Annotated in this window: 16 protein-coding genes; 13 read left to right on the top strand and 3 right to left on the bottom strand. The window is 72.3% G+C overall.

Translation table 11 applies throughout. The annotated features are described in order from the left end of the window. Both H0X00_RS09545 and H0X00_RS09540 read left to right on the top strand, forming a co-directional pair. Positions 1-569 (top strand): methyltransferase (locus H0X00_RS09545; RefSeq protein ID WP_293769434.1); only part of this gene is annotated, 569 nt, incomplete at its 5' end. Between the two features lie 281 nt (positions 570-850). Further along, the gene (locus tag H0X00_RS09540) at positions 851-1258 is read left to right on the top strand and encodes a DUF3040 domain-containing protein (protein WP_293769432.1); all 408 of its coding nucleotides are present in this window, start codon (positions 851-853) and stop codon (positions 1256-1258) included. An 85-nt stretch (positions 1259-1343) separates the two neighbouring features. Here the strand turns inward: H0X00_RS09540 and H0X00_RS09535 are convergent, their stop codons facing one another. From H0X00_RS09535 to H0X00_RS09525, 3 genes are read right to left on the bottom strand one after another with little or no spacing between them, the layout of a single operon-like run. Beyond that, positions 1344-3800: a DUF3488 and transglutaminase-like domain-containing protein gene (locus H0X00_RS09535; RefSeq protein WP_293769430.1), complete on the bottom strand. Its 2457-nt coding sequence runs from the start codon at positions 3798-3800 to the stop codon at positions 1344-1346. After that, on the bottom strand, positions 3797-5089 hold the full coding sequence (locus H0X00_RS09530; protein WP_293769428.1) for a DUF58 domain-containing protein: 1293 nt from the start codon (positions 5087-5089) through the stop codon (positions 3797-3799). Before H0X00_RS09530 ends, H0X00_RS09535 begins: the two co-directional genes overlap by 4 nt. Before the next feature lie 22 nt (positions 5090-5111). Then, the gene (locus H0X00_RS09525) at positions 5112-6053 is read right to left on the bottom strand and encodes an AAA family ATPase (protein ID WP_367186527.1); all 942 of its coding nucleotides are present in this window, start codon (positions 6051-6053) and stop codon (positions 5112-5114) included. Between the two features lie 341 nt (positions 6054-6394). Here H0X00_RS09525 and mraZ point away from each other — a divergent pair, with 341 nt between their 5' ends. The 11 genes from mraZ to H0X00_RS09470 form a co-directional block, all read left to right on the top strand. Continuing rightward, entirely contained in the window at positions 6395-6826 is a 432-nt protein-coding gene (gene mraZ, locus H0X00_RS09520; RefSeq protein WP_293769424.1) for a division/cell wall cluster transcriptional repressor MraZ, read from the top strand. A gap of 206 nt (positions 6827-7032) precedes the next feature. Further along, positions 7033-7995 (top strand): 16S rRNA (cytosine(1402)-N(4))-methyltransferase RsmH, encoded by a 963-nt coding sequence (rsmH, locus tag H0X00_RS09515; RefSeq protein WP_293769422.1) that lies wholly within the window; start codon positions 7033-7035, stop codon positions 7993-7995. Between the two features lie 70 nt (positions 7996-8065). Next, positions 8066-8776 (top strand): hypothetical protein, encoded by a 711-nt coding sequence (locus H0X00_RS09510; RefSeq protein ID WP_293769420.1) that lies wholly within the window; start codon positions 8066-8068, stop codon positions 8774-8776. Between the two features lie 87 nt (positions 8777-8863). Then, positions 8864-10690, top strand: a complete 1827-nt coding sequence (locus H0X00_RS09505; protein WP_293769418.1) for a penicillin-binding protein 2 — start codon at positions 8864-8866, stop codon at positions 10688-10690. Between the two features lie 62 nt (positions 10691-10752). Then, a complete protein-coding gene (locus H0X00_RS09500) occupies positions 10753-12315 on the top strand; it encodes a UDP-N-acetylmuramoyl-L-alanyl-D-glutamate--2,6-diaminopimelate ligase (protein WP_367186526.1) in 1563 nt (520 codons plus the stop codon). Further along, positions 12312-13787, top strand: a complete 1476-nt coding sequence (gene murF, locus H0X00_RS09495; protein ID WP_293769414.1) for a UDP-N-acetylmuramoyl-tripeptide--D-alanyl-D-alanine ligase — start codon at positions 12312-12314, stop codon at positions 13785-13787. The genes H0X00_RS09500 and murF overlap by 4 nt, the downstream gene beginning before the upstream one ends. Next, positions 13784-14854 (top strand): phospho-N-acetylmuramoyl-pentapeptide-transferase, encoded by a 1071-nt coding sequence (gene mraY / locus H0X00_RS09490; protein WP_293769412.1) that lies wholly within the window; start codon positions 13784-13786, stop codon positions 14852-14854. The genes murF and mraY overlap by 4 nt, the downstream gene beginning before the upstream one ends. Next, on the top strand, positions 14854-16341 hold the full coding sequence (gene murD / locus H0X00_RS09485; RefSeq protein ID WP_367186525.1) for a UDP-N-acetylmuramoyl-L-alanine--D-glutamate ligase: 1488 nt from the start codon (positions 14854-14856) through the stop codon (positions 16339-16341). The genes mraY and murD overlap by 1 nt, the downstream gene beginning before the upstream one ends. 23 nt (positions 16342-16364) lie before the next feature. Further along, positions 16365-17645 (top strand): putative lipid II flippase FtsW, encoded by a 1281-nt coding sequence (gene ftsW / locus H0X00_RS09480; RefSeq protein WP_293769408.1) that lies wholly within the window; start codon positions 16365-16367, stop codon positions 17643-17645. A 35-nt stretch (positions 17646-17680) separates the two neighbouring features. Further along, positions 17681-18799, top strand: a complete 1119-nt coding sequence (murG, locus tag H0X00_RS09475) for an undecaprenyldiphospho-muramoylpentapeptide beta-N-acetylglucosaminyltransferase (RefSeq protein WP_367186524.1) — start codon at positions 17681-17683, stop codon at positions 18797-18799. Further along, positions 18793-19096 (top strand): Mur ligase domain-containing protein (locus tag H0X00_RS09470; protein ID WP_367186522.1); only part of this gene is annotated, 304 nt, incomplete at its 3' end. The genes murG and H0X00_RS09470, both read left to right, overlap by 7 nt.

Raw genomic sequence — 19096 nt, 5'->3', positions numbered from 1 at the left:
ACCCCAGCCCGGACGCCCTCGCGGCGCTGGGCCGCCGGGTCGCCGAGGCCGGGGTCGCCGCCCAGGTGCGCGCGGTGCAGGGCGACGCGGACAACCTCGCAGCCGTGGCCGGCACCGACCAGTTCGACCTGGTGCTCTGCCACGGCGTGCTGGAGTACACCGACGACCCGGCCGGCGCCCTGCTCGCCGCCGTCAGCGCGCTCCGGCCGGGTGGGGTGGCGAGCCTGCTGGTCGCCAACCGCAACGCGGCCGTCTTCGCCCGGGCCGTCAGCGGCAACATCGCCGCCGCCCGGCACGCCCTGGAGGATCCCGCCGGCCGCTGGGGCGCCTCCGACCCGCTGCCGCGCCGGTTCGACCCGGACGAGATCCACGCGCTGGTGCAGGCCGCCGGGGCCCGGGTGCTGGCCACCCACGGGGTCCGGGTGTTCTCCGACCTGGTGCCGAGCACCGTGATCGAGGGCGAGGCGCTGTCCCGGGAGGATCTGGTGGCGCTGGAGTCCGCGGTGGCCGAGGTGCCGGCGTTCCGGGCCATCGCGACCCAGCTCCACGTGCTCGCCTCGCGCCCCTGACCGAGGACCTGACTCACTGAAGCCGCATCAGGACGTGAGCGACGGTCGGATCGCGGCCCCGACCAGTCCGGTCGGCGGGGCGCACCGAAGGACCTTTAAGCCCAAGATTCAGGCTGAGCCGAGGTTTGGCCGCGGTTTCGGCGCGTTTTCGGTGTCCTCGGCAAAGATCTCTGCGCCATCCGAGGGTCTGATCTTCTGGGTCGGGTTACAACGACGGGGTTCGCTGCTTATCCTGGCGGGTACGCGGCAGCCGTGGGGTGGCTGCCCTTGAGGAGGAATCCGTGCCGCTCTCCGAGCACGAGCAGCGTTTGCTCGAGCAGATGGAGCGGGCCCTCTATGCCGAGGACCCGAAGTTCGTCTCCTCGTTGCGCGGCACCGATCTGCGCTCGCACTACCGCCGCCGGGCCCTGGCCTCCGCGGTCGGCTTCATCCTGGGCGTCGTCCTGCTGATGACCGGCGTGGTCTCCACGGTGTGGATCGTGGGGGTCTTCGGCTTCGTGCTCATGTTGGCTTCCGCGCTCTTCGCGGTGACCAGCTGGCGCAAGGTCTCCGGCACCGGCGAGGCGGTCCGCTCGAACGTCACCCCGATCAAGGGTGGCCGTCCGAAGGGCCGCACCAAGGGCCCCAAGCGGGGGATGACGGAGCGCTTCGAGGATCGGTGGCGCCGTCGCCGCGACGAGGGTCGCTAACCATCTGCTGATCAGCTGAACCACACGGAGAGCCCCGGCCACCGGCCGGGGCTCTCGTATGTTCGGGGGAATAACCCGGTGCCGGTCAGGCGCGGCGCAGGCGCAGGGTCCGCAGCACCGACTGGCGGGCGGCGACGGACTTGGTCCGGGTCTGCATCGCGACCCGCCCGAGCAGGGTGCCGAGCGAGCGTGGCCACAGCAGGGCCTGGATCCGCCGCTTGCGCCCGGCGGTGTTGCCGAGGTCGCGGCGGACCTCGTCGACGGCGCCGCGCAACTGGTCCCGGCCCGGGCTCACCGCGTCGCCGGGGGCGTAGCGCACCCGCTCCACGAACTGGGTGATCATCGCCAGCGCGTCCGAGGAGTTCGGCCCGAGCTTGCCGTCGCCGGCCAGTTCGGCCGAGGTCTGGCGCGGGGTCCGCGCCTCCGGCCAGATGTAGCCGAGGTCGATCGCGCTGTCCCGCAGCTCCACCCACGTCCATTCGGCGGCCGGGCCGGTCGCCCCGGCAGCACCAGGAGTGCCCACCAGCGCCCAGCGCCGCCGTCGCACGGCGACGCGGGCCAGCGGCGGAACGAGCAGCAACAGAAGGAGCAGCCCACCCGTCGCCCCTGCCTTCCACCAGCGCTGGTACCAGGGGTCCAGCGGGTCGCGGCACTCGTCGGTCTTGGCATCGACGTACTTGGGCGGCAGGCAGGTGTCCTCGGCCGGCAGCGGCAGGACGCCTTCGAGGCCGGGGTTGACGGTGGCCGGGTCCGGCGGAGCCGTCGCGCCGGTAGGCGGCTCGGGGCTCGGGGTGGCCTCCGTCTCGTTCTCGCCCTCGTTGCCACCGGTCTGGCCGTCCGGGGGCTTCGGGGACAGCCAGTTCGGCACGTCGGGGTTGGACGCGGCACTGCCGGGGGTCGGCTCGAAACGAGTCCAGCCCACGCCGGGCATCCACAGCTCCGGCCAGGCGTGCGCGTCGTGGGCGCTGACCGTGCGGGTGCCGTCGGGGTTGGGGGAGCCAGGGGTGAAACCGACGTTCACCCGGGCCGGGATCTTCAGGTGCCGGGCCATCACGGCCATCGTCGAGGCGAACTGCTCGCAGTACCCGCGGCGGTCCTCCAGGAAGGCGAGGATCGCGTCCTTGCCGGTGCCCGGACGCTGGCGCAGGTCGTAGGCGAACTCGTCCGGGTCGCGGAACCACTGCTGCAGCGCGATGGCCCGGGCCAGAATCGTGTCGGTGCCCTTGGTGACCCGCTCGGCCAGGTCCTTGACCCGCTGCGGCAGGTCCTCGGGCAGCTCGAGGTACGGCGCCAGGTAGGGATCGATGCTCAGCGCCGCCGTCACATCGGTGGGCCTGGGGTCCAGGTCGACACTGTCGACCGAGTAGGTCATGCCGGTGATCTGCTCAGGCCCGTTGTGGCTGACCACGTTGTTGGTCAGCGGGTCGACCCGCCAGCCGCCCTCGATCTCCAGCCGGGTCGCCGGGAACGGCATCGGGACATAGTCGGACTGCAGGTTCCCCAGGACCTGGACGGAGGTCTCCACCGGCACGTTGGGCACCGTGTCCGAGAGTCCGGCCTTCGGGTCGGGCAGGTTGGCGTCGAAGCGGCGTACCTCACGCCGGCCGGCCCGCCACTCCTCGCCGTCGAAGGTGTCCAGGGTGACCGCGCGCAGGTAGAGCTCGCCGGCGTCCAGGGAGTTGGTGCGCACCGTCATCAGGTCGAGGTCCTGCGGGCGGACCAGGTCCCGGCGCATGCTCACCAGCGGGTTGAGCGTGGAGATCGTGCCGCCGCCGTCGGGGTCGTTGCCGATGCCGCCGGCCCCGAAGGCGCCGTCGGACAGCCGCGGCGCCAGCGCCGGGATGACGATCGACATCGAGAGCACGGTGACACCGATCCGCCGGGTCATCTGGCCGAGCTCGCCGGCGGAGCGGGTGGTCCGGGCCTCGCCGCCGCGGCCGGAGACCGCGACCCCCCAGCGCAGCAACCGCTCCCGGCTGTCGGTGATGAGCAGCAGCAGGTAGCCGCCGGCGGGCAGCAGGAACAGCGCGCCGTCCATCCCGTTCGGCAGCACCGCGGCCGGAACCACGTACAGGACCAGGAGCGGCAGCCCGGCCAGCGCGGTCTGCCGGAGCCCGGCCGCGAGCAGGTCGACCAGGATCGCCATCAGGGCGACGCCGACCACCACGACCAGGGTGACCTGCTCCGACGGGGTGAGCGGCGGGGTGACGGTGTCGATCTCGGTGAAGCCGGCGTCGAGGCGATCGCGCAGAGTGTCCAGCGCCGCCCTGCCCGGCAGCCAACCGGAGTTCGCGTCGTCCGAGGCATAGGTGGGGCTCACGTACACCAGCACCGCGGCCGCCTGGATCAGCGGGACCAGGAGAGCCGGGATCAGCAGGGTCGCCCGGCAGAGCGCGCCTATCCCCGCGACCAGGACGACCGCCCCGGCGCTGCGCGCGAACCACTCGTTGCCGTCGAAGACCGAGTAGAGCAGCCCGGTCGTCAGCAGGCAGGCCACCAGGGCGGCGAAGGTCAGCTTGAGCGAGGTGCGCAGATCCTTCACAGGGCCGCGCCCATCGGGCGCACGCCGGAGATCGGGCCGCCGCTGCGGGCCACGCCCAGCCATACGTCGGGCAGCCGGTCCCCGGCCGAGACCGGAACGGCGCGCCAGCCGCCGTTGCGCAGCAGGGCGAGGTTGTGGTCGAACCGGGTCGCCTCCTCGGACCGGGGCTCGGTGCCCAGGCCCCAGGTCGAGGGGCGCAGCATCAGCGCGATGGCGGTCGTGGTGCCCTGCCGGCGCCGGGCGAGGGCGGCCGCGTCGGCGGCGCTGAGGTCGCCGAGCAACGCGACCACCAGGCTGTCGGCACCGGCCCGGTGCAGGGCACGGGTGGCCTCGGCCAGCGTCGGCGTCTTGGTCGCGGTCAGCATGGCCAGCGCGTCGAGCAGCAGGCCCTCGAGGTCCGGGGAGGGGGAGAGCACGTCGCCGGGCATGCCGGCCATGCCGGTGCCGGTCTCGGTGAGAACCCGCAGGGTGAATCCGCGGCGGCTCAGGTGGATGGACAGCGACGCGGCCGCGGACACGGCCCACTCCAGGGAGGAGTGCAGCCCTTCCCCGGCGTGGGCGCCGGCCCGGGCGTCGATCAGCAGGGTCGCCTGGCTCTGCCGGGGGTGCTCCTCGCGGCGCACCATCATCTCGCCGCGGCGGGCCGTGGAGCGCCAGTGCACCCGGTGCAGGGAGTCGCCGTAGCGGTACTCGCGCGTGCCGATGTCGTCCTCACCGGCCGACGGGATCGAGCTGGGGTGGCTGTCGTTGCCGCCGGTCCACTCGCCCCCGAGCACCACGAACGGGATGTGCTCGACCACCGGGATGACGATCAGGTCATCGGTGCCGGCGTAGGACCGGGACAGCTCGCACATCCCGAACGGGTCGGCGAGGCGCAGCTTCAGCGGCCCGATCGGGAATCGGCCCCGGACCTGGCTGCGCACCCGGTAGAAGACCTCGCGGCGCCCGCGCGGCTCGAGGCGGTCGACGACGAAACGGGGCCGTGCGCTCATCCCGCGCGGCAGGGTGTCCTCCGCCAGCAGGAGCCCGCTGGGCACCAGGGCCTGGTTGTCGACCCGCAGGGTGATCCGGGCCTCTTCGCCGGCCGGCACCCGGATCGGCTCGATCACCCGGCTCGTGGTGAGTTTGTGCTGGGTACGCAGCACGACCGCGGCGCACACCAGGGGCAGCGTGATCAGCAGCACCGCAACCCGCAGCACATCCTGCTGGCCGAGCACGATCGCGCAGCCGAGCGCGGCCAGCCCGCCGACCAGGAAGCACCGGCCGCGCAGCGTGAGTCCGGAGATCATCCGCACAGTGCTCGGGTACCGCTCAGCGGCCCGGCAGCGGGACGCTGCGCACGATGTCGCGGACGATCGCCGCCGAGCTGCGCCGGGCGATCTGGGCCTCGGCGGTGGTCAGCATGCGGTGCGCCAGCACCGGCATCGCCAGGGCCTGGATGTCGTCGGGCAGCACGAAGTCCCGGCCGTCCAGCGCCGCGGAGGCGCGGGCGGCCCGGATCAGGTGCAGCGTCGCCCGCGGCGAGGCGCCGAGACGCAGTTCGGTGGAGGTCCGGGTGGCCCCGACCAGGTCGACGGTGTACTGCTTCACCGCCGGTGAGACGTGCACCGCGCGCACGATCTCGATCAGCTTGACCACGGTCGCGCCGTCGGTGGCCGGCTCCAGGAAGTCCAGCGGCGAGGCCCCGCCGTGGCTGTCGATCATGGCGAGCTCGGCCGCACCGTGCGGGTAGCCCATGGAGATCCGGGCCATGAACCGGTCGCGCTGAGCCTCGGGCAGCGGGTAGGTGCCCTCCATCTCGACCGGGTTCTGGGTGGCCACCACCATGAACGGCGCTGCCAGTTCGTAGGTGACGCCGTCGACGGTGACCTGGTTCTCCTCCATGCACTCCAGCAGCGCTGACTGCGTCTTGGGGGAGGCCCGGTTGATCTCGTCGCCGATCACCACGTTGGCGAAGATCGCGCCCGGCTTGAACTCGAAGTCCCGGCGCTCCTGGTTGTAGATGCTCACCCCGGTGATGTCCGAGGGCAGCAGGTCCGGGGTGAACTGGATCCGGCGCACGGTGCAGTCGACCGAGCGGGCCAGCGCCTTGGACAGCATCGTCTTGCCGACGCCGGGGACGTCCTCAACAAGCAGGTGGCCTTCGGCGAGGAGGACCACCACCGCGAGCCGCACCGATTCGGGCTTGCCCTCGATGACTCGCTCGATCGTGGCCCGGATCCGGCCTGCGGTCTCGGTGAGGCTGACCCCCATCCCGGCCGCCTGACCGACCGGCACTTGGTACGCCATCCCGGCTGCCGGGTTGCCGTGCGGAGCGGTCACGAATCCTCCAGGGCCGAGCGCGATCGGTCAGGTACACGTCCGGCACTTAGTCCAGCACTTAGTCCAGCGGAGTGCCCGGGATGTGAGTGGTCATTCTCTACCCCCTTGCTTGGTGCGCGGCAGGGGTTCGGTGCATCGGGGTGCGCAGATCGGAATCTGCGCCGTGAGTGCGAAGGACTTTGCCCATTTCCCGTTGATCGTGGAGCGAAGTGGAGTACTGTGGAGATCAGTGGAGAGAAATGGGCTCCACGGGTGGCTGTGGGGGTGGAGCGGTGTTCCTCGGCACCCACACACCGCGGCTCGACGAAAAAGGGCGGCTGATCCTCCCGGCGAAATTCCGGGACGAACTCGCGGAGGGGCTCGTGATCACGAAGGGCCAGGAGCGCTGCCTCTACATCTGGCCCGTCGCGGAGTTCTCCCGGATGGCCGAGGCCGTCCGCACCGCGCCGGTGACCTCCAAGGGCCCGCGTGACTTCATGCGCGTCCTCTACGCCGGCGCCTCCGACGAGGTGCCCGACAAGCAGGGCCGGGTCACCATCCCGGCGCAGCTGAGGGCCTACGCCGGTCTGGACCGGGAGTGCGTCGTGATCGGCGCCAACGCCCGGGTCGAGGTCTGGGAGAGCGGCGCCTGGGACACCTACCTGGCCGCGCAGGAGCAGGCCTTCGCCGACCTGTCGGAGGAGGTGTTCCCCGGACTCATGTGACCCCACGTCCGTACTGCCTGCAGTACGCGGCGCGAGGTCTCCCCCCGCTCGGGATTCCGGCTCACCTTCCCCGGTGCCGGAAAGCGCGTTCCGACTCACCTTCCCCGGTGCCGGAACACACAGAGCGGGCGGGGACCTGGCCCAGCGTCCTGCACAGCACGACCACCGGTACTCCCCAGAACGACCCGCGAGAACGAGGATCACCAGTGAGCAGCGATGGGGCCCCCGCCGACCGGCACGTGCCGGTTCTGGTGGACCGGGTGCTCGCGCTGCTCGCGCCGGCCCTCGACGAACCCGGTGCGGTCGTGGTGGATGCCACCGTCGGGCTCGGCGGGCACAGCGAGGCCATGCTCACCCGGTTCGGCGGGCTCCGGCTGGTCGGCCTGGACCGCGACCCGGCAGCCCTGGAGCTCTCCGCGGCCCGGCTCGCCCCGTTCGGTGAGCGGGTGACGCTCGTGCACGCCGTCTACGACGAGCTGCCCGAGGTGCTCGGCCGGCTCGGGCTGCGCAACGTGCAGGGCGCCCTGTTCGACCTCGGGGTGTCCTCGATGCAGCTCGACGATGCGGGTCGCGGCTTCGCCTACTCCCAGGACGCGGCCCTGGACATGCGGATGGACCCGACCATGGGGGTCACCGCGGCCGAAGTCCTGAACACCTATGCCGCCGCCGACCTGGCCCGCATCCTGCGCGCCTACGGCGAGGAGAAGTTCGCCCGCCGGATCGCCGACGCGGTGGTCCGCGAGCGGACCCGCGAGCCCTTCACCACCTCCGCGCGCCTGGTCGAGCTGATCCGGGCCGCCATTCCGGCCCCGGCCCGCCGCACCGGCGGCAACCCGGCCAAGCGCACCTTCCAGGCCCTGCGGATCGAGGTCAACGGCGAGCTCGCCGCCCTGGAGGGCGCGATGCCGGCCGCGATCGACGCTCTCGCGGTGCGCGGCCGGGTCGTCGTGCTGACCTATCAGTCCCTGGAGGACCGGATCGTCAAGCGGGCGCTGGCCGCGGGCGCGCTGTCGACCGGCCCGATGGATCTGCCGGTCGAACTGCCCGACCACGCCCCGGTGCTGCGTCTGCTCGCCAAGGGCGACACCCCTAGGGAGGCGGAGATCGCGGTCAACTCCCGGGCCGGGTCCGCCCGGGTGCGGGCCGCCGAGAAGCTGAGGGCGGCATGAGCGAGCGCAGCGAGCGAAAGATGAGCGCTGCCCGCGGCTCCGCGAGGACGAAGTCCGTGGCGGAGACGTCATGAACGCGCGCGCGGCCCGCACGGGCGCTTCCGTGCTGCACTCACCGCGGCCGGTGCCGCCCCGCACCACCCGCGCCGGGACGACCACGCCGACGCTGGCCGTGGTGCCGGGACCGGCGCCGCGGACCGGCAAGGCCTCCTTCGTGATGCTGATCGTGCTGGTGCTCTCCGGTGGTCTGGGCGCACTGCTCGGCATCAACACCGCGCTGGCCCAGGGCTCCTTCACCGCGAGCAAGCTGCAGAAGCAGGCCACCGAGCTCGACGACCGCAGCCAGACCCTGGAGGAGAAACTGGCCCGGGCTGCCGCTCCGGACCGGCTGGCCAAGGCCGCCCGCAAGATCGGCATGGTGCCGGCCCCTGGCGTGGCCTTCGTCTCCTTGGCGGACGGCACCGTCAGCGACGGCGCCCTGCCCGCGCCGTACATCCCGCCGCCGTTGACCGCCGCGCAGAAGGCCGAGCTGGCGGCCAAGGCGCAGCTCGAGGCGGAACAGACGGCGCAGGAGAAGGTCGCCAAGGAAGCGCGCAAGGCGCGCAAGCAGGAGCAGGCCGCTGTCGACCAGCAGCGCCTCGCCGCCGAGCAGGCCGCGGCCGCCGAGCAGGCAGCGCGGGACCAGGCCCAGCGGAACTGGGAGCAGAAGCTGGCCGAGCAGGAGAAGTCCGGCTCCCGGGGTGGCGGCGAGCAGGTCGTCGACCCGCCGCCCGGCAACTGACGGTCAATCAGTTCGATCCGGTCGGCGTGGCGGGACCCGCCGCCAAGCTCTGACCTGGACGATGGTGCGTGTGGGACAGGAGTGCTTGTGACCGGCCGACGTCCTCAGCCCGCGCGTCGGCCCGCCGCGCGCCGGCCCTCGCCCGGTCGCCGCCCGGCGCCGCAGAACAAGCGGGGGAACAAGCTCGGCAACCCGGGCCGCCGCCTGCACGCGGCGCTGATGATCCTGTCCCTGGTCAGCGTGCTGATGGTCGGCCGCCTGTTCCAGGTGCAGGGCTTCGAGGCCAGCAGCTACGCCTCGGTGGCCCAGAACGAGCGGCTGCGGACGGTCACGGTGCCGGCGAACCGCGGGGTGATCCTCGACCGCGACGGCGACGTGCTCGCCCGCTCGGTGGAGGCCCGCACGGTCACCGCGGACCCGACCTTGATCGCCGACCCGGTCGCCTATGCCCACCTGCTCGCGTCCAAGCTCAATCTCGACGAGACCGAGTTGGCGGCCAAACTGGGCGAGCGGCCGCGCCGCTACGTGATCCTCGCCCACAACATCGACCCGGAGCAGTGGCGCGACATCGCGGCCACCGTCGACCCGGGCACCGGCAAGCCGATCAGCGGCATCTTCGCCGAGGTCTCCAGCCAGCGGGTGTACCCGGCCGACACCCTCGCCGCGAACGTGCTCGGCTTCCTCAACGCCTCCGGCGCAGCCGGTGGCGGCATCGAGCGCGAGTTCGACGAGCTGCTGTCCGGCAAGGACGGCCAGCAGACCTACGAGCGCAGCAGCAGCGGCGGCAAGATCGCCACCGCCGGCATCCGGGGCAGCGAGCCGGTGTCCGGCCAGGACCTGCAGCTCACCATCGACCGGGACATCCAGTACTCCGCCCAGCAGGCGATCGCGGCGAAGGTGCGCGAGACCAAGGCCGAGTCCGGGACCGTGATCGTGCAGGACATCCGCACCGGCGAGATTCTGGCGATGGCCACGGCGCCGACCTTCGACCCGAACAACCCGGGCAAGGGCTCGGACGAGAACCGCGGCAACCGCGCTGTGTCCCAGATCTACGAGCCCGGCTCGATCACGAAGGCGCTGACCATGTCGGCGCTGATCGAGCAGGGCGTGGTGACCCCCCGCTCGGAGTTCACGGTTCCCGGCGAGCTGCGCCGGTCCGGCCAGGTCCTGAACGACAGCGATCCGCACGGGACGGAGCGCTGGACGCTGGCCGGGATCTTGGCCAAGTCCAGCAACATCGGCACCGTGCTGGCCACGGACCGGATCAGCAGCCAACTGCTCTTCGACTACCTCAAGAAGTTCGGCATCGCCGAGCCGAGCGGCCTGGGCTTCCCCGGCGAGAGCCGGGGCCTGCTGCCCAAGCTGGACAGCTGGACCGGGACCACCCGCTACACCCTCCCGTTCGGCCAGGGCTTCGCCCTGAACACCGTGCAGGCGGCGAGCATCTACCAGACCATCGGCAACGGCGGGGTGCGGATCGCGCCCACCCTGGTGAAGTCCTGGACCGACAAGGACGGCGTGGTCCACACCCCGGCGGCCCCAGCCGTCACCCCGGTGGTCAGCGCCGCCACCGCGACCACCGTGGGCAAGATGCTCGAGCAGGTCACCGGCCCCGGCGGGACCGCCCCGCACGTGCAGATCGCCGGCTACCGGGTGGCGGGCAAGACCGGTACCGCGCAGTTCGCGGACTCCGAGTGCAAGTGCTACCGCGGCTACACCGCCTCCTTCGCCGGGTTCGCCCCCGCCGACGATCCGCGCATCGTCGTCTCGGTCACGCTGCAGAAGCCGGTCAACGGTCACTACGGCGGCATGCTCGGCGGACCGGTGTTCGTCGAGGTCATGACGTTCGCGCTGCGCACGCTGGGCATCCGCCCGACCGGTGCGAAGCCGGCCCGCCTCCCGCTCGACTGGTGATCACCCCACGATGAACGGGTTGCCCGCGCTGACTACCCTGACTCGTCGTGTCCCCGACCTCGCTGCGACCCGATAAGCCACAGGCGCGCACCGTCGGCGAACTGGGCCAGTTGATCGGGGCCGAACTGCCCGACCCGGAGGGTCGAACGGTCAAGATCAGCGGCCTCACGCACGACTCGCGGCAGGTCCGACCGGGTGATCTCTACGCCGCCATGCTCGGTGAGAACACCCACGGCGCGGCCTTCGTCAAACAGGCCGCCGAGGCGGGCGCGGTCGCGATCCTCACCGACCCACTGGGCCGGGAGCGCTCCAGGCTGGCCGGCCTGCCGGTGCTGGTCGCCAACGATGCGCGCGCCTCGCTCGGCGCCGTGGCCGCGGCCGTCTACGGCGAACCGGCCGCCGCGATGCTCACCATCGGCGTGACCGGCACCAACGGCAAGACGACCACCGCCTTCATGCTGGAGTCCGGCCTGCGGGCCGCCGGGCGCAGCACCGGGCTGTTCGGCACGGTGACAACGCGAATCAGCGACGAGAGCGGATTCACTCCTTTTGGGCCGAGCGCGCGCACCACCCCGGAGGCGCCGGACCTGCACGCGTTACTCGCGGTGATGAAGGAACGCGGGGTCGACGCGGTCGCGATGGAGGTCTCCAGCCACGCGCTGGACCTGCACCGGGTCGACGGGGTGGTCTACGACGCCGCGCTGTTCACCAACCTCTCCCACGACCACCTGGACTGGCACTTCACCCTGGAGGCCTACTTCCAGGCCAAGGCCGTCCTGTTCACCCCGGCGCACGCCAAGGCCGGAGTGGTCAATTTGGACGACCCCTACGGCAAACGGCTGACGCAGAACCGCCAGATCCCGATCACCACCTTCTCCGCCACCGGCGACGAGGCGGCGGACTGGCGGGCGGTCGCGGTCAAGCTCGGTCCGGCGGGGTCCACGTTCACCGTGCAGGGCCCGAAGGGCGCCGGGGCGAGCGCCTCGATCGGCCTGCCCGGCGCGTTCAACGTGGCGAACGCTCTCGGCGCGATCGTGGCGCTGGTGGTGGCCGGGCTTCCTTTGAAGGCGGCCGTCGACGGCGTCGCCGCCTGCCCCGGGGTGCCCGGCCGGATGGAGAAGGTGGACGCCGGCCAGGACTACCTCGCCGTCGTCGACTACGCGCACACCCCCCACGCGATCGAGACCATCCTGACCGCGCTGCGCCCGGTCACCAGCGGCAGGCTGATCGTCGTGCTCGGCGCCGGCGGCGACCGGGACAAGACCAAGCGCCCGCTGATGGGCGAGGTCGCCGCGCGCCTCGGCGACGTTCTCGTCCTGACCGACGACAACCCGCGTTCGGAGGACCCGAAGGAGATCCTGGCCGCGGTCAAGGCCGGCGCGGACGGGGTCGACAAGGCCGACCGGGCCGAACTGCACGTCGAGCACGACCGCGCGAAGGCGATCGCCCTCGCGGTGTCGAAGGCCGCCGCCGGCGACGCCGTGGTGGTGGCCGGCAAGGGCCACGAGCAGGGCCAGGAGATCAAGGGCGAGGTCAAGCCCTTCGACGACCGTGAGGTGCTCGGCGACGCGCTGCTGGCCGCCGAGCCGGGGCCGGCGGGCAGTGCCCGCGGGTCGAAGAAGTGATCGGACTCTCGCTGGCCGAGATCGCGGCCGTCACCGGCGGCCGGGTCGACGGCATCGACGGCAAGCTGCTCGTGGACGGCCCGGTGGTGGTCGACTCCCGCGAGGTCGTTCCCGGCGCGCTGTTCGTGGCGGTGCCCGGCGAGCGGGTGGACGGTCACGACTTTGCCGCGGCCGCGGTCGAGGCCGGCGCGAAGGCTGTTCTGGCCACCCGGCCGGTCGGCGTGCCGGCGGTGATCGTCTCCGACACCGTGGAGGCGCTCGGGGAGCTGGCCGGGCTGGTGGTGCGCCGCCTCGCCGAGGAGGCCGACCTCGCCGTCGTCGGGGTCACCGGCTCGCAGGGCAAGACGAGCACCAAGGACCTGATCGCCTCCGTGCTGGAGACGCACGGCACGACGATCGCCCCGCCCGGCTCGTTCAACAACGAGATCGGCCTGCCGCTGACCGCGCTGCGCGCGAACTCGCTCACCCGCTTCCTGGTGATGGAGATGGGCGCGCGGGGGATCGGTCACGTCCGCTACCTCTGTGACATCGCCCCGCCGCGGATCGGGGTCGTGCTCAACGTCGGCCTCGCCCACGTCGGCGAGTTCGGCAGCCGTGAGGCGATCGCCCGCGCCAAGGGCGAGCTGGTGGAGGCCCTGCCGGCCGACGGGCTCGCGGTGCTCAACGCCGACGACCCGCTGGTCGCGGCCATGGCCGCCCGGACCAGCGCCCGGGTGCTCACCTACGGCCTCGGTTCGGGAGCCGGCGGCCCCGACATCGCGGCCACCGACGTCGTGCTCGACGGCGAGGGCCGGGCGCGATTCACCCTGCGCACGCCGGACGGCACCGCCGAGGTCGCGCTCGGCCTGCACGGCGCGCACCACGTCATCAACTCCCTGGCCGCCGCCGCGGTGGCTCACGAGCTGGGCATGAGGACGAGCGCGATCGCCGCTGCGCTGAGCGCCGCGACCCCCCGCAGCCGGTGGCGGATGGAGGTCACTACCCGACCCGACGGGGTGACCGTCGTCAACGACGCCTACAACGCCAACCCGGACTCGATGCGGGCCGCGCTGAACGCGCTGGTGGCGATCGCGGGGGAGCGGCGCAGCTGGGCCGTCCTCGGCGAGATGCGTGAGCTCGGCGAGTCGTCCGCCGTTGAGCACGACGCGGTGGGCAGGCTGGTGGCCGACATGAACATCTCCCGGCTGGTCGTCGTCGGCGACGGCGCCCGGGCCGCCCATGCGGGCGCGCTCGGGGCCCGCGCCTGGGCCGACGCGCCGGTGTTCGTGGCGGACGCAGATGCCGCGGCGGCGCTCCTGACCAAGGAGCTAGCGCCGCAGGACGTGGTGCTGGTCAAGGCCTCCCGGGCCGCGGGTCTCGAACGCGTGGCAGCGGCCCTGCTCGAGGGCCCCCCGGTACGCGAGCGCAGCGAGCCAAACAAGCACAGTGGCCTCACCTCTCACTCGGCCGAGCGAAGCGAGGTGTTCGAGTGAGAGGTGTGCTGGCGGCGGCCGCGGTTGCGCTGATCATCAGCCTGCTCGGGACCCCGATCGCCATCCGCATCCTGGTCCGCCAGGGCTACGGCCAGCTCATCCGCGACGACGGTCCGACGACCCACCAGACCAAGCGCGGCACGCCCACCATGGGTGGCTCGGTCATCATCATCGCGGTGCTCGCCGGCTACCTGGCCGCTCACCTGGTGCTGCGGGACAAGTCCCCGACGGCGCCCGCGCTGCAGGTGCTGTTCCTGATGGCCGGCCTCGGCCTGGTCGGCTTCCTCGACGACTACATCAAGGTCTCCAAGCAGCGCAGCCTCGGGCTGCGCAGCAAGGCCAAGCTGGCCGGCCAGTCCGTGGTTGCGCTGGCGTTCGCGCTGATGGCGCTCAACTTCGAGGACTACCGCGGCTTCTCCCCGGCCTCGAAGGAGATCTCCTTCATCCGGGACACCGGCTTCCAGCTCGGCGCGGTCGGCTTCGTCATCTTCGCCTACGTGATGATCGCCGCCACCTCCAACGGGGTGAACCTCACCGATGGCCTGGACGGCCTGGCCACCGGCGCCGCGGGAATGGTCTGCGCCGCCTACGTCCTGATCGGGGTCTGGCAGGCCGGCAACACCTGCGTCCCGAACCCGGTCGTCCCGCAGCCGCAGTGCTACGACACACCCAACGCCCTGGACCTCGCCATCGTGGCGGCCGCCGTGATGGGGGCCTGTTTCGGCTTCCTGTGGTGGAACGCCGCCCCGGCCAAGATCTTCATGGGCGACACCGGCTCGCTGGCCCTGGGTGGCGTCATCGCCGGGCTGGCCATCACCACCCGGACCGAACTGCTCCTGGTCCTGCTCGGTGGACTCTTCGTGCTGATCACGATCTCCGTGATCGTCCAGGTCGGCTTCTTCAAGCTGACCCGGCGCCGGGTGTTCCGGATGGCTCCGCTGCAGCACCACTTCGAACTGGTGGGCTGGCACGAGGTCACCATCGTCATCCGGTTCTGGATCATCGCCGGGCTGTTCGTGGCCGCCGGCCTCGGAGTGTTCTACGCCGAGTGGGTCTCGGCAGCTTGATGGCGCGCGACCGCGTGCCCGGGCTCAACCGGGACGCCGACTGGTCCGGCATCGGTGTGGTGGTCGCCGGCATCGGGGTCTCCGGCTTCGCCGCCGCGGACGCGTTGCTCGGGTTGGGTGCGACCGTCACCGTCGTCGACGGGAAGGCCGATGACGCCGCCAGGGACCGGGCGCGGGTGCTGGAGGCGCTCGGGGCCACCGTCGTCCTCGGCACTGGGAGTTCCTGGGATGGCGAGACCCTTCCGGACGGCGCCGACGTCGTGGTCACCTCACCGGGCTGGAAGCCCAGCTCGCCGCTGCTGGTCACCGCGCTCGCGGCCGGCCTGGAGGTGTGGGGCGAGGTCGAGCTGGCCTGGCGCCTGCGCCCGACCACCGGCGCGGCCCCCTGGCTGGCGATCACCGGGACCAACGGCAAGACCACGACGGTGCGGATGCTCACCTCGATGCTGAACGCGGCGGGCCTCAAGGCGGTCGCGGCCGGCAACGTCGGCACCCCGCTGCTCGAGGTCGTGATGGCCGAGACGGGCAGCGGGGTCCCTCGCTACGACGTGCTCGCCGTGGAGTTGTCCAGCTTCCAGTTGCACTGGTCGTCGTCGTTGCGCTGCCACTCCGCGGTGGTGCTCAACGTCGCCCCGGATCACGTGGACTGGCACGGCGACCTCGACGGGTACGCCAGGGCCAAAGGCAAGATCTACACCGGCGTGCAGGTGGCCTGCGTCTACAACGCGGCCGACCCGGTGACCGAGCGCCTGGTGGAGGAGGCCGAGGTCACCGACGGGGCGCGCGCGATCGGGTTCACCCTCGGCACGCCGGGTCCGTCCATGCTCGGCGTGGTCTCCGGCCTGCTGGTGGACCGGGCCTTCCTGGCTGACCGGCACAACGCGGCCGTCGAGCTGGCCAACGTCGCCGACGTCGTCCCGAACGCCCCGCACAACGTGGCCAACGCCCTCGCCGCCGCCGCACTGGCGCGCGCCTTCGGCGTCCCGGCCACCGCGATCCGGGACGGACTGGCGGCCTTCCGCCCGGACGCGCACCGGATCGCCGACGTGGCCACGGTGGCCGGGATCCGCTACATCGACGACTCCAAGGCCACCAATCCGCACGCGGCGGCGGCGTCGCTGGGGGCTTATGACCGGATCGTCTGGATTGCCGGGGGCCTGGCCAAGGGCGCAACCTTCGACGATCTGATCGAAGGTGCCGCGGGGCGTCTCAAGGGCGTCGTGCTGATCGGCGCGGACCGGGCCGAGATCGCGGCCGCACTCGCGCGACACGCGCCGGATGTGCCGGTCACCGAGGTCGACGCCGTTGACACTGGTGCGATGGCCGCGATAGTCGCGGCCGCGGCGCAACTCGCCGAGGCGGGGGACACGATCCTGCTCGCCCCGGCATGCGCGTCCATGGACATGTTCGCCAACTACGGCGAGCGCGGGGACCGGTTCGCCGCCGCCGTGCTCGAGCTGGCGGGCGGTTCGGGCACCACGGGCTAGGCAACACGTAAGGGGGCGGGTCGATGGCCACGGTCGGTGAGGCCGGCCCCCGCGTGAAGGCCGCCGGGATCTCGGCCGCCAGCACGCCGCGCGTCACGCTGGCGATGCGGCTGCGCGCGCTGGACCGGCCGCTGACCTCCTACTACCTGGTGCTGACCGCCAGCCTGCTGCTGGTAGGGCTCGGCCTGGTGATGGTGCTCTCGGCCTCCAGCGTCGAGTCCTACAAGAACTCCGGCTCGGTGTTCTCGATCGTGCAGAAGCAGGCGATCTGGGTCTGCCTCGGCCTGCCGCTGATGTGGATCACCTCGCGGATGTCGGCCACGATGTTCCGCCGGCTCGCCTTCCCGGCCATGTTCGTCTCGCTGGCCGGCCTCGCGGCGGTGCTGGTCCCGGGCGTCGGTCACGAGGTGAACGGCAACCGGAACTGGATCTACCTCGGCGGCCCGATCCAGGTGCAGCCCTCGGAGGCGGCCAAGCTCGCCCTGGTGCTCTTCGGGGCCACCGTGCTGGCCCGCAAGCAGCGGCTGCTGGACCGCTGGAGCCACCTGATGATCCCGCTGGTGCCGATGTCGGTCGGGGTGGTCTTCCTGGTCATGCTCGGCGGCGACCTCGGGACCACCGTGGTGCTGTTGGCGATCCTGCTCGCGCTGCTGTTCTTCGCCGGCACCCCGATGCGCTTCTTCGGTTTCGCGGGCGCGGTGGCCGGTGGGCTCGTCCTGTTCCTGGTCTACACCGAGCCCTACCGGATGCGCCGGGTCACCTCGTTCATGGATCCGTTCGCGACCTATCACGACAGCGGCTGGCAGGGCGCCCAGAGCATCTTCGCGCTCTCCTCGGGCGGCCTGACCGGGGTCGGGCTCGGGGCGAGCCGGGAGAAGTGGGGCTACCTGCCCGAGGCGCACACCGACTTCATCTACGCGATCATCGGCGAGGAGCTGGGGCTGGTCGGCTCCCTCGGGGTCCTGGCGCTGTTCGCCGCGCTGGTCTTCGCCGGATTCCGGATCGCGTCCCGCAGCCGGGACATGTTCGTCACCCTCGCCGCGGCCTCGATCACGGCATGGATCGCGGTGCAGGCCCTGGTCAACATCGGCGCGGTGCTCGGTGTCCTTCCGATCACCGGTATCCCGCTGCCCTTGGTGTCGTACGGTGGCTCCGCCCTGCTGCCCGTGATGGCGGCACTGGGCATTCTGCTGTCGTTCGCGAGGCAGGAACCCGGGGCCCAGGCCGCGCTCGCCGCGCGCGGACCGGGTCCGGTGCGCCGAGGGCTGGCGTGGCTGGGTTTTTCGCGCTCGCCGCGTACCTGAGGGGATCTGCGTTGCAGCGCAACACACTGGCCGGCATGCATGTCGTCGTCGCGGGGGGCGGCACGGCCGGCCACATCGAACCCGCGATGAACCTCGCCGACGCGCTACGCCGCCGGGACCCCGCAGTCGGCATCACCGCGCTGGGTACCGAGACCGGGATGGAGAACACCCTGGTCCCGGCCCGCGGCTACTCGCTGCGTCACGTCCCGCGCGTCCCGCTGCCGCGCCGCCCTACCCTCGACCTGTTCCGGCTGCCGTCGAAGCTGCGCGGTGCGGTCAAGGCGGCCGGCGCCGTGCTGGACGAGGTCGGCGCCGACGTGGTGGTCGGCTTCGGCGGTTACGTCTCGGTGCCGGCCTACCTGGCGGCGCGCAAGCGCAAGCTGCCGATCGTCGTGCACGAGGCGAACGCCGGGCCCGGGGTGGCCAACCGGCTCGGCGCCCGGATGACCAAGTTCGTCGCGGTCACCGCCCGGGCCGAGGACCTGCCGCACGGCCGGCTGATCGGGTTGCCGCTGCGGCAGACCATCTCGACCCTGGACCGGGCGGCCACCCGCGCCGAGGCGCGGGCGTACTTCGGGCTCGATCCGGACCGTCCGACGCTGCTGGTGTTCGGCGGCTCGCTGGGTGCCAAGCGGCTCAACGACGCCGCCACCGGCGCGGCGGACGCCCTGCATGCGGCCGGTATCCAGGTGCTGCATTCGGTCGGCCGCGAGCACGCCGCCTCGGTCAGCGCCCCGGCCCGGGCCGGCTCCGATCCGGGCGCGCCCTACGTCGTCGTGCCCTACCTGGAGCGGATGGACCTGGCCTATGCCGCCGCCGACGTGGCCCTGTGCCGGGCCGGCGCGATGACCTGCGCGGAGCTGGCGGCGGTCGGGCTGCCCGCGGTCTACGTGCCGCTGCCGATCGGCAACGGGGAACAACGGCGCAACGCGCTGCCCGTCGTCGAGGCCGGCGGGGGTCTGGTGGTGGAGGATTCAGCTGTGAACGCGGCCTGGATCACCGAGAACGTCGTCCCGCTGGCCGGTGACCCCGCCCGGGTGAGCGCGATGGGCGCGGCCGCGGCCGCGCACGGTCGACGCGACGCGGACGAGGTGCTGGTCGACCTGGTCCTGGAAGCGCTGGCCAGTTCGAACGGGGCGGGGAAGCGATCGTGATCCTGACCCCGGACGAGATCCCGTCCGCCGACAAGCTCGGCCGGGTGCACTTCGTCGGCATCGGCGGGGCCGGCATGTCCGGCATCGCGCGCATCCTGCTGGCCCGCGGCGTGACCGTCTCCGGCAGCGACGCCAAGGACTCGACCGCGCTGGCCGCGCTGCGGGCGCTCGGAGCCCGGGTGCACGTCGGGCACCAGGCCGATCAGGTCGGCGACGCCGACACCGTCGTGGTCTCGACCGCGATCCGCGAGTCCAACCCCGAACTGGCCGCGGCCCGCGCCGCCGGCCGCCTGGTGC

The sequence above is a fragment of the Sporichthya sp. genome, from assembly GCF_013815995.1.
Lineage (GTDB): Bacteria > Actinomycetota > Actinomycetes > Sporichthyales > Sporichthyaceae > Sporichthya.
Note: the sequence above shows the minus strand (reverse complement) of the source record. Positions and strands in the feature narration are given on the sequence as shown.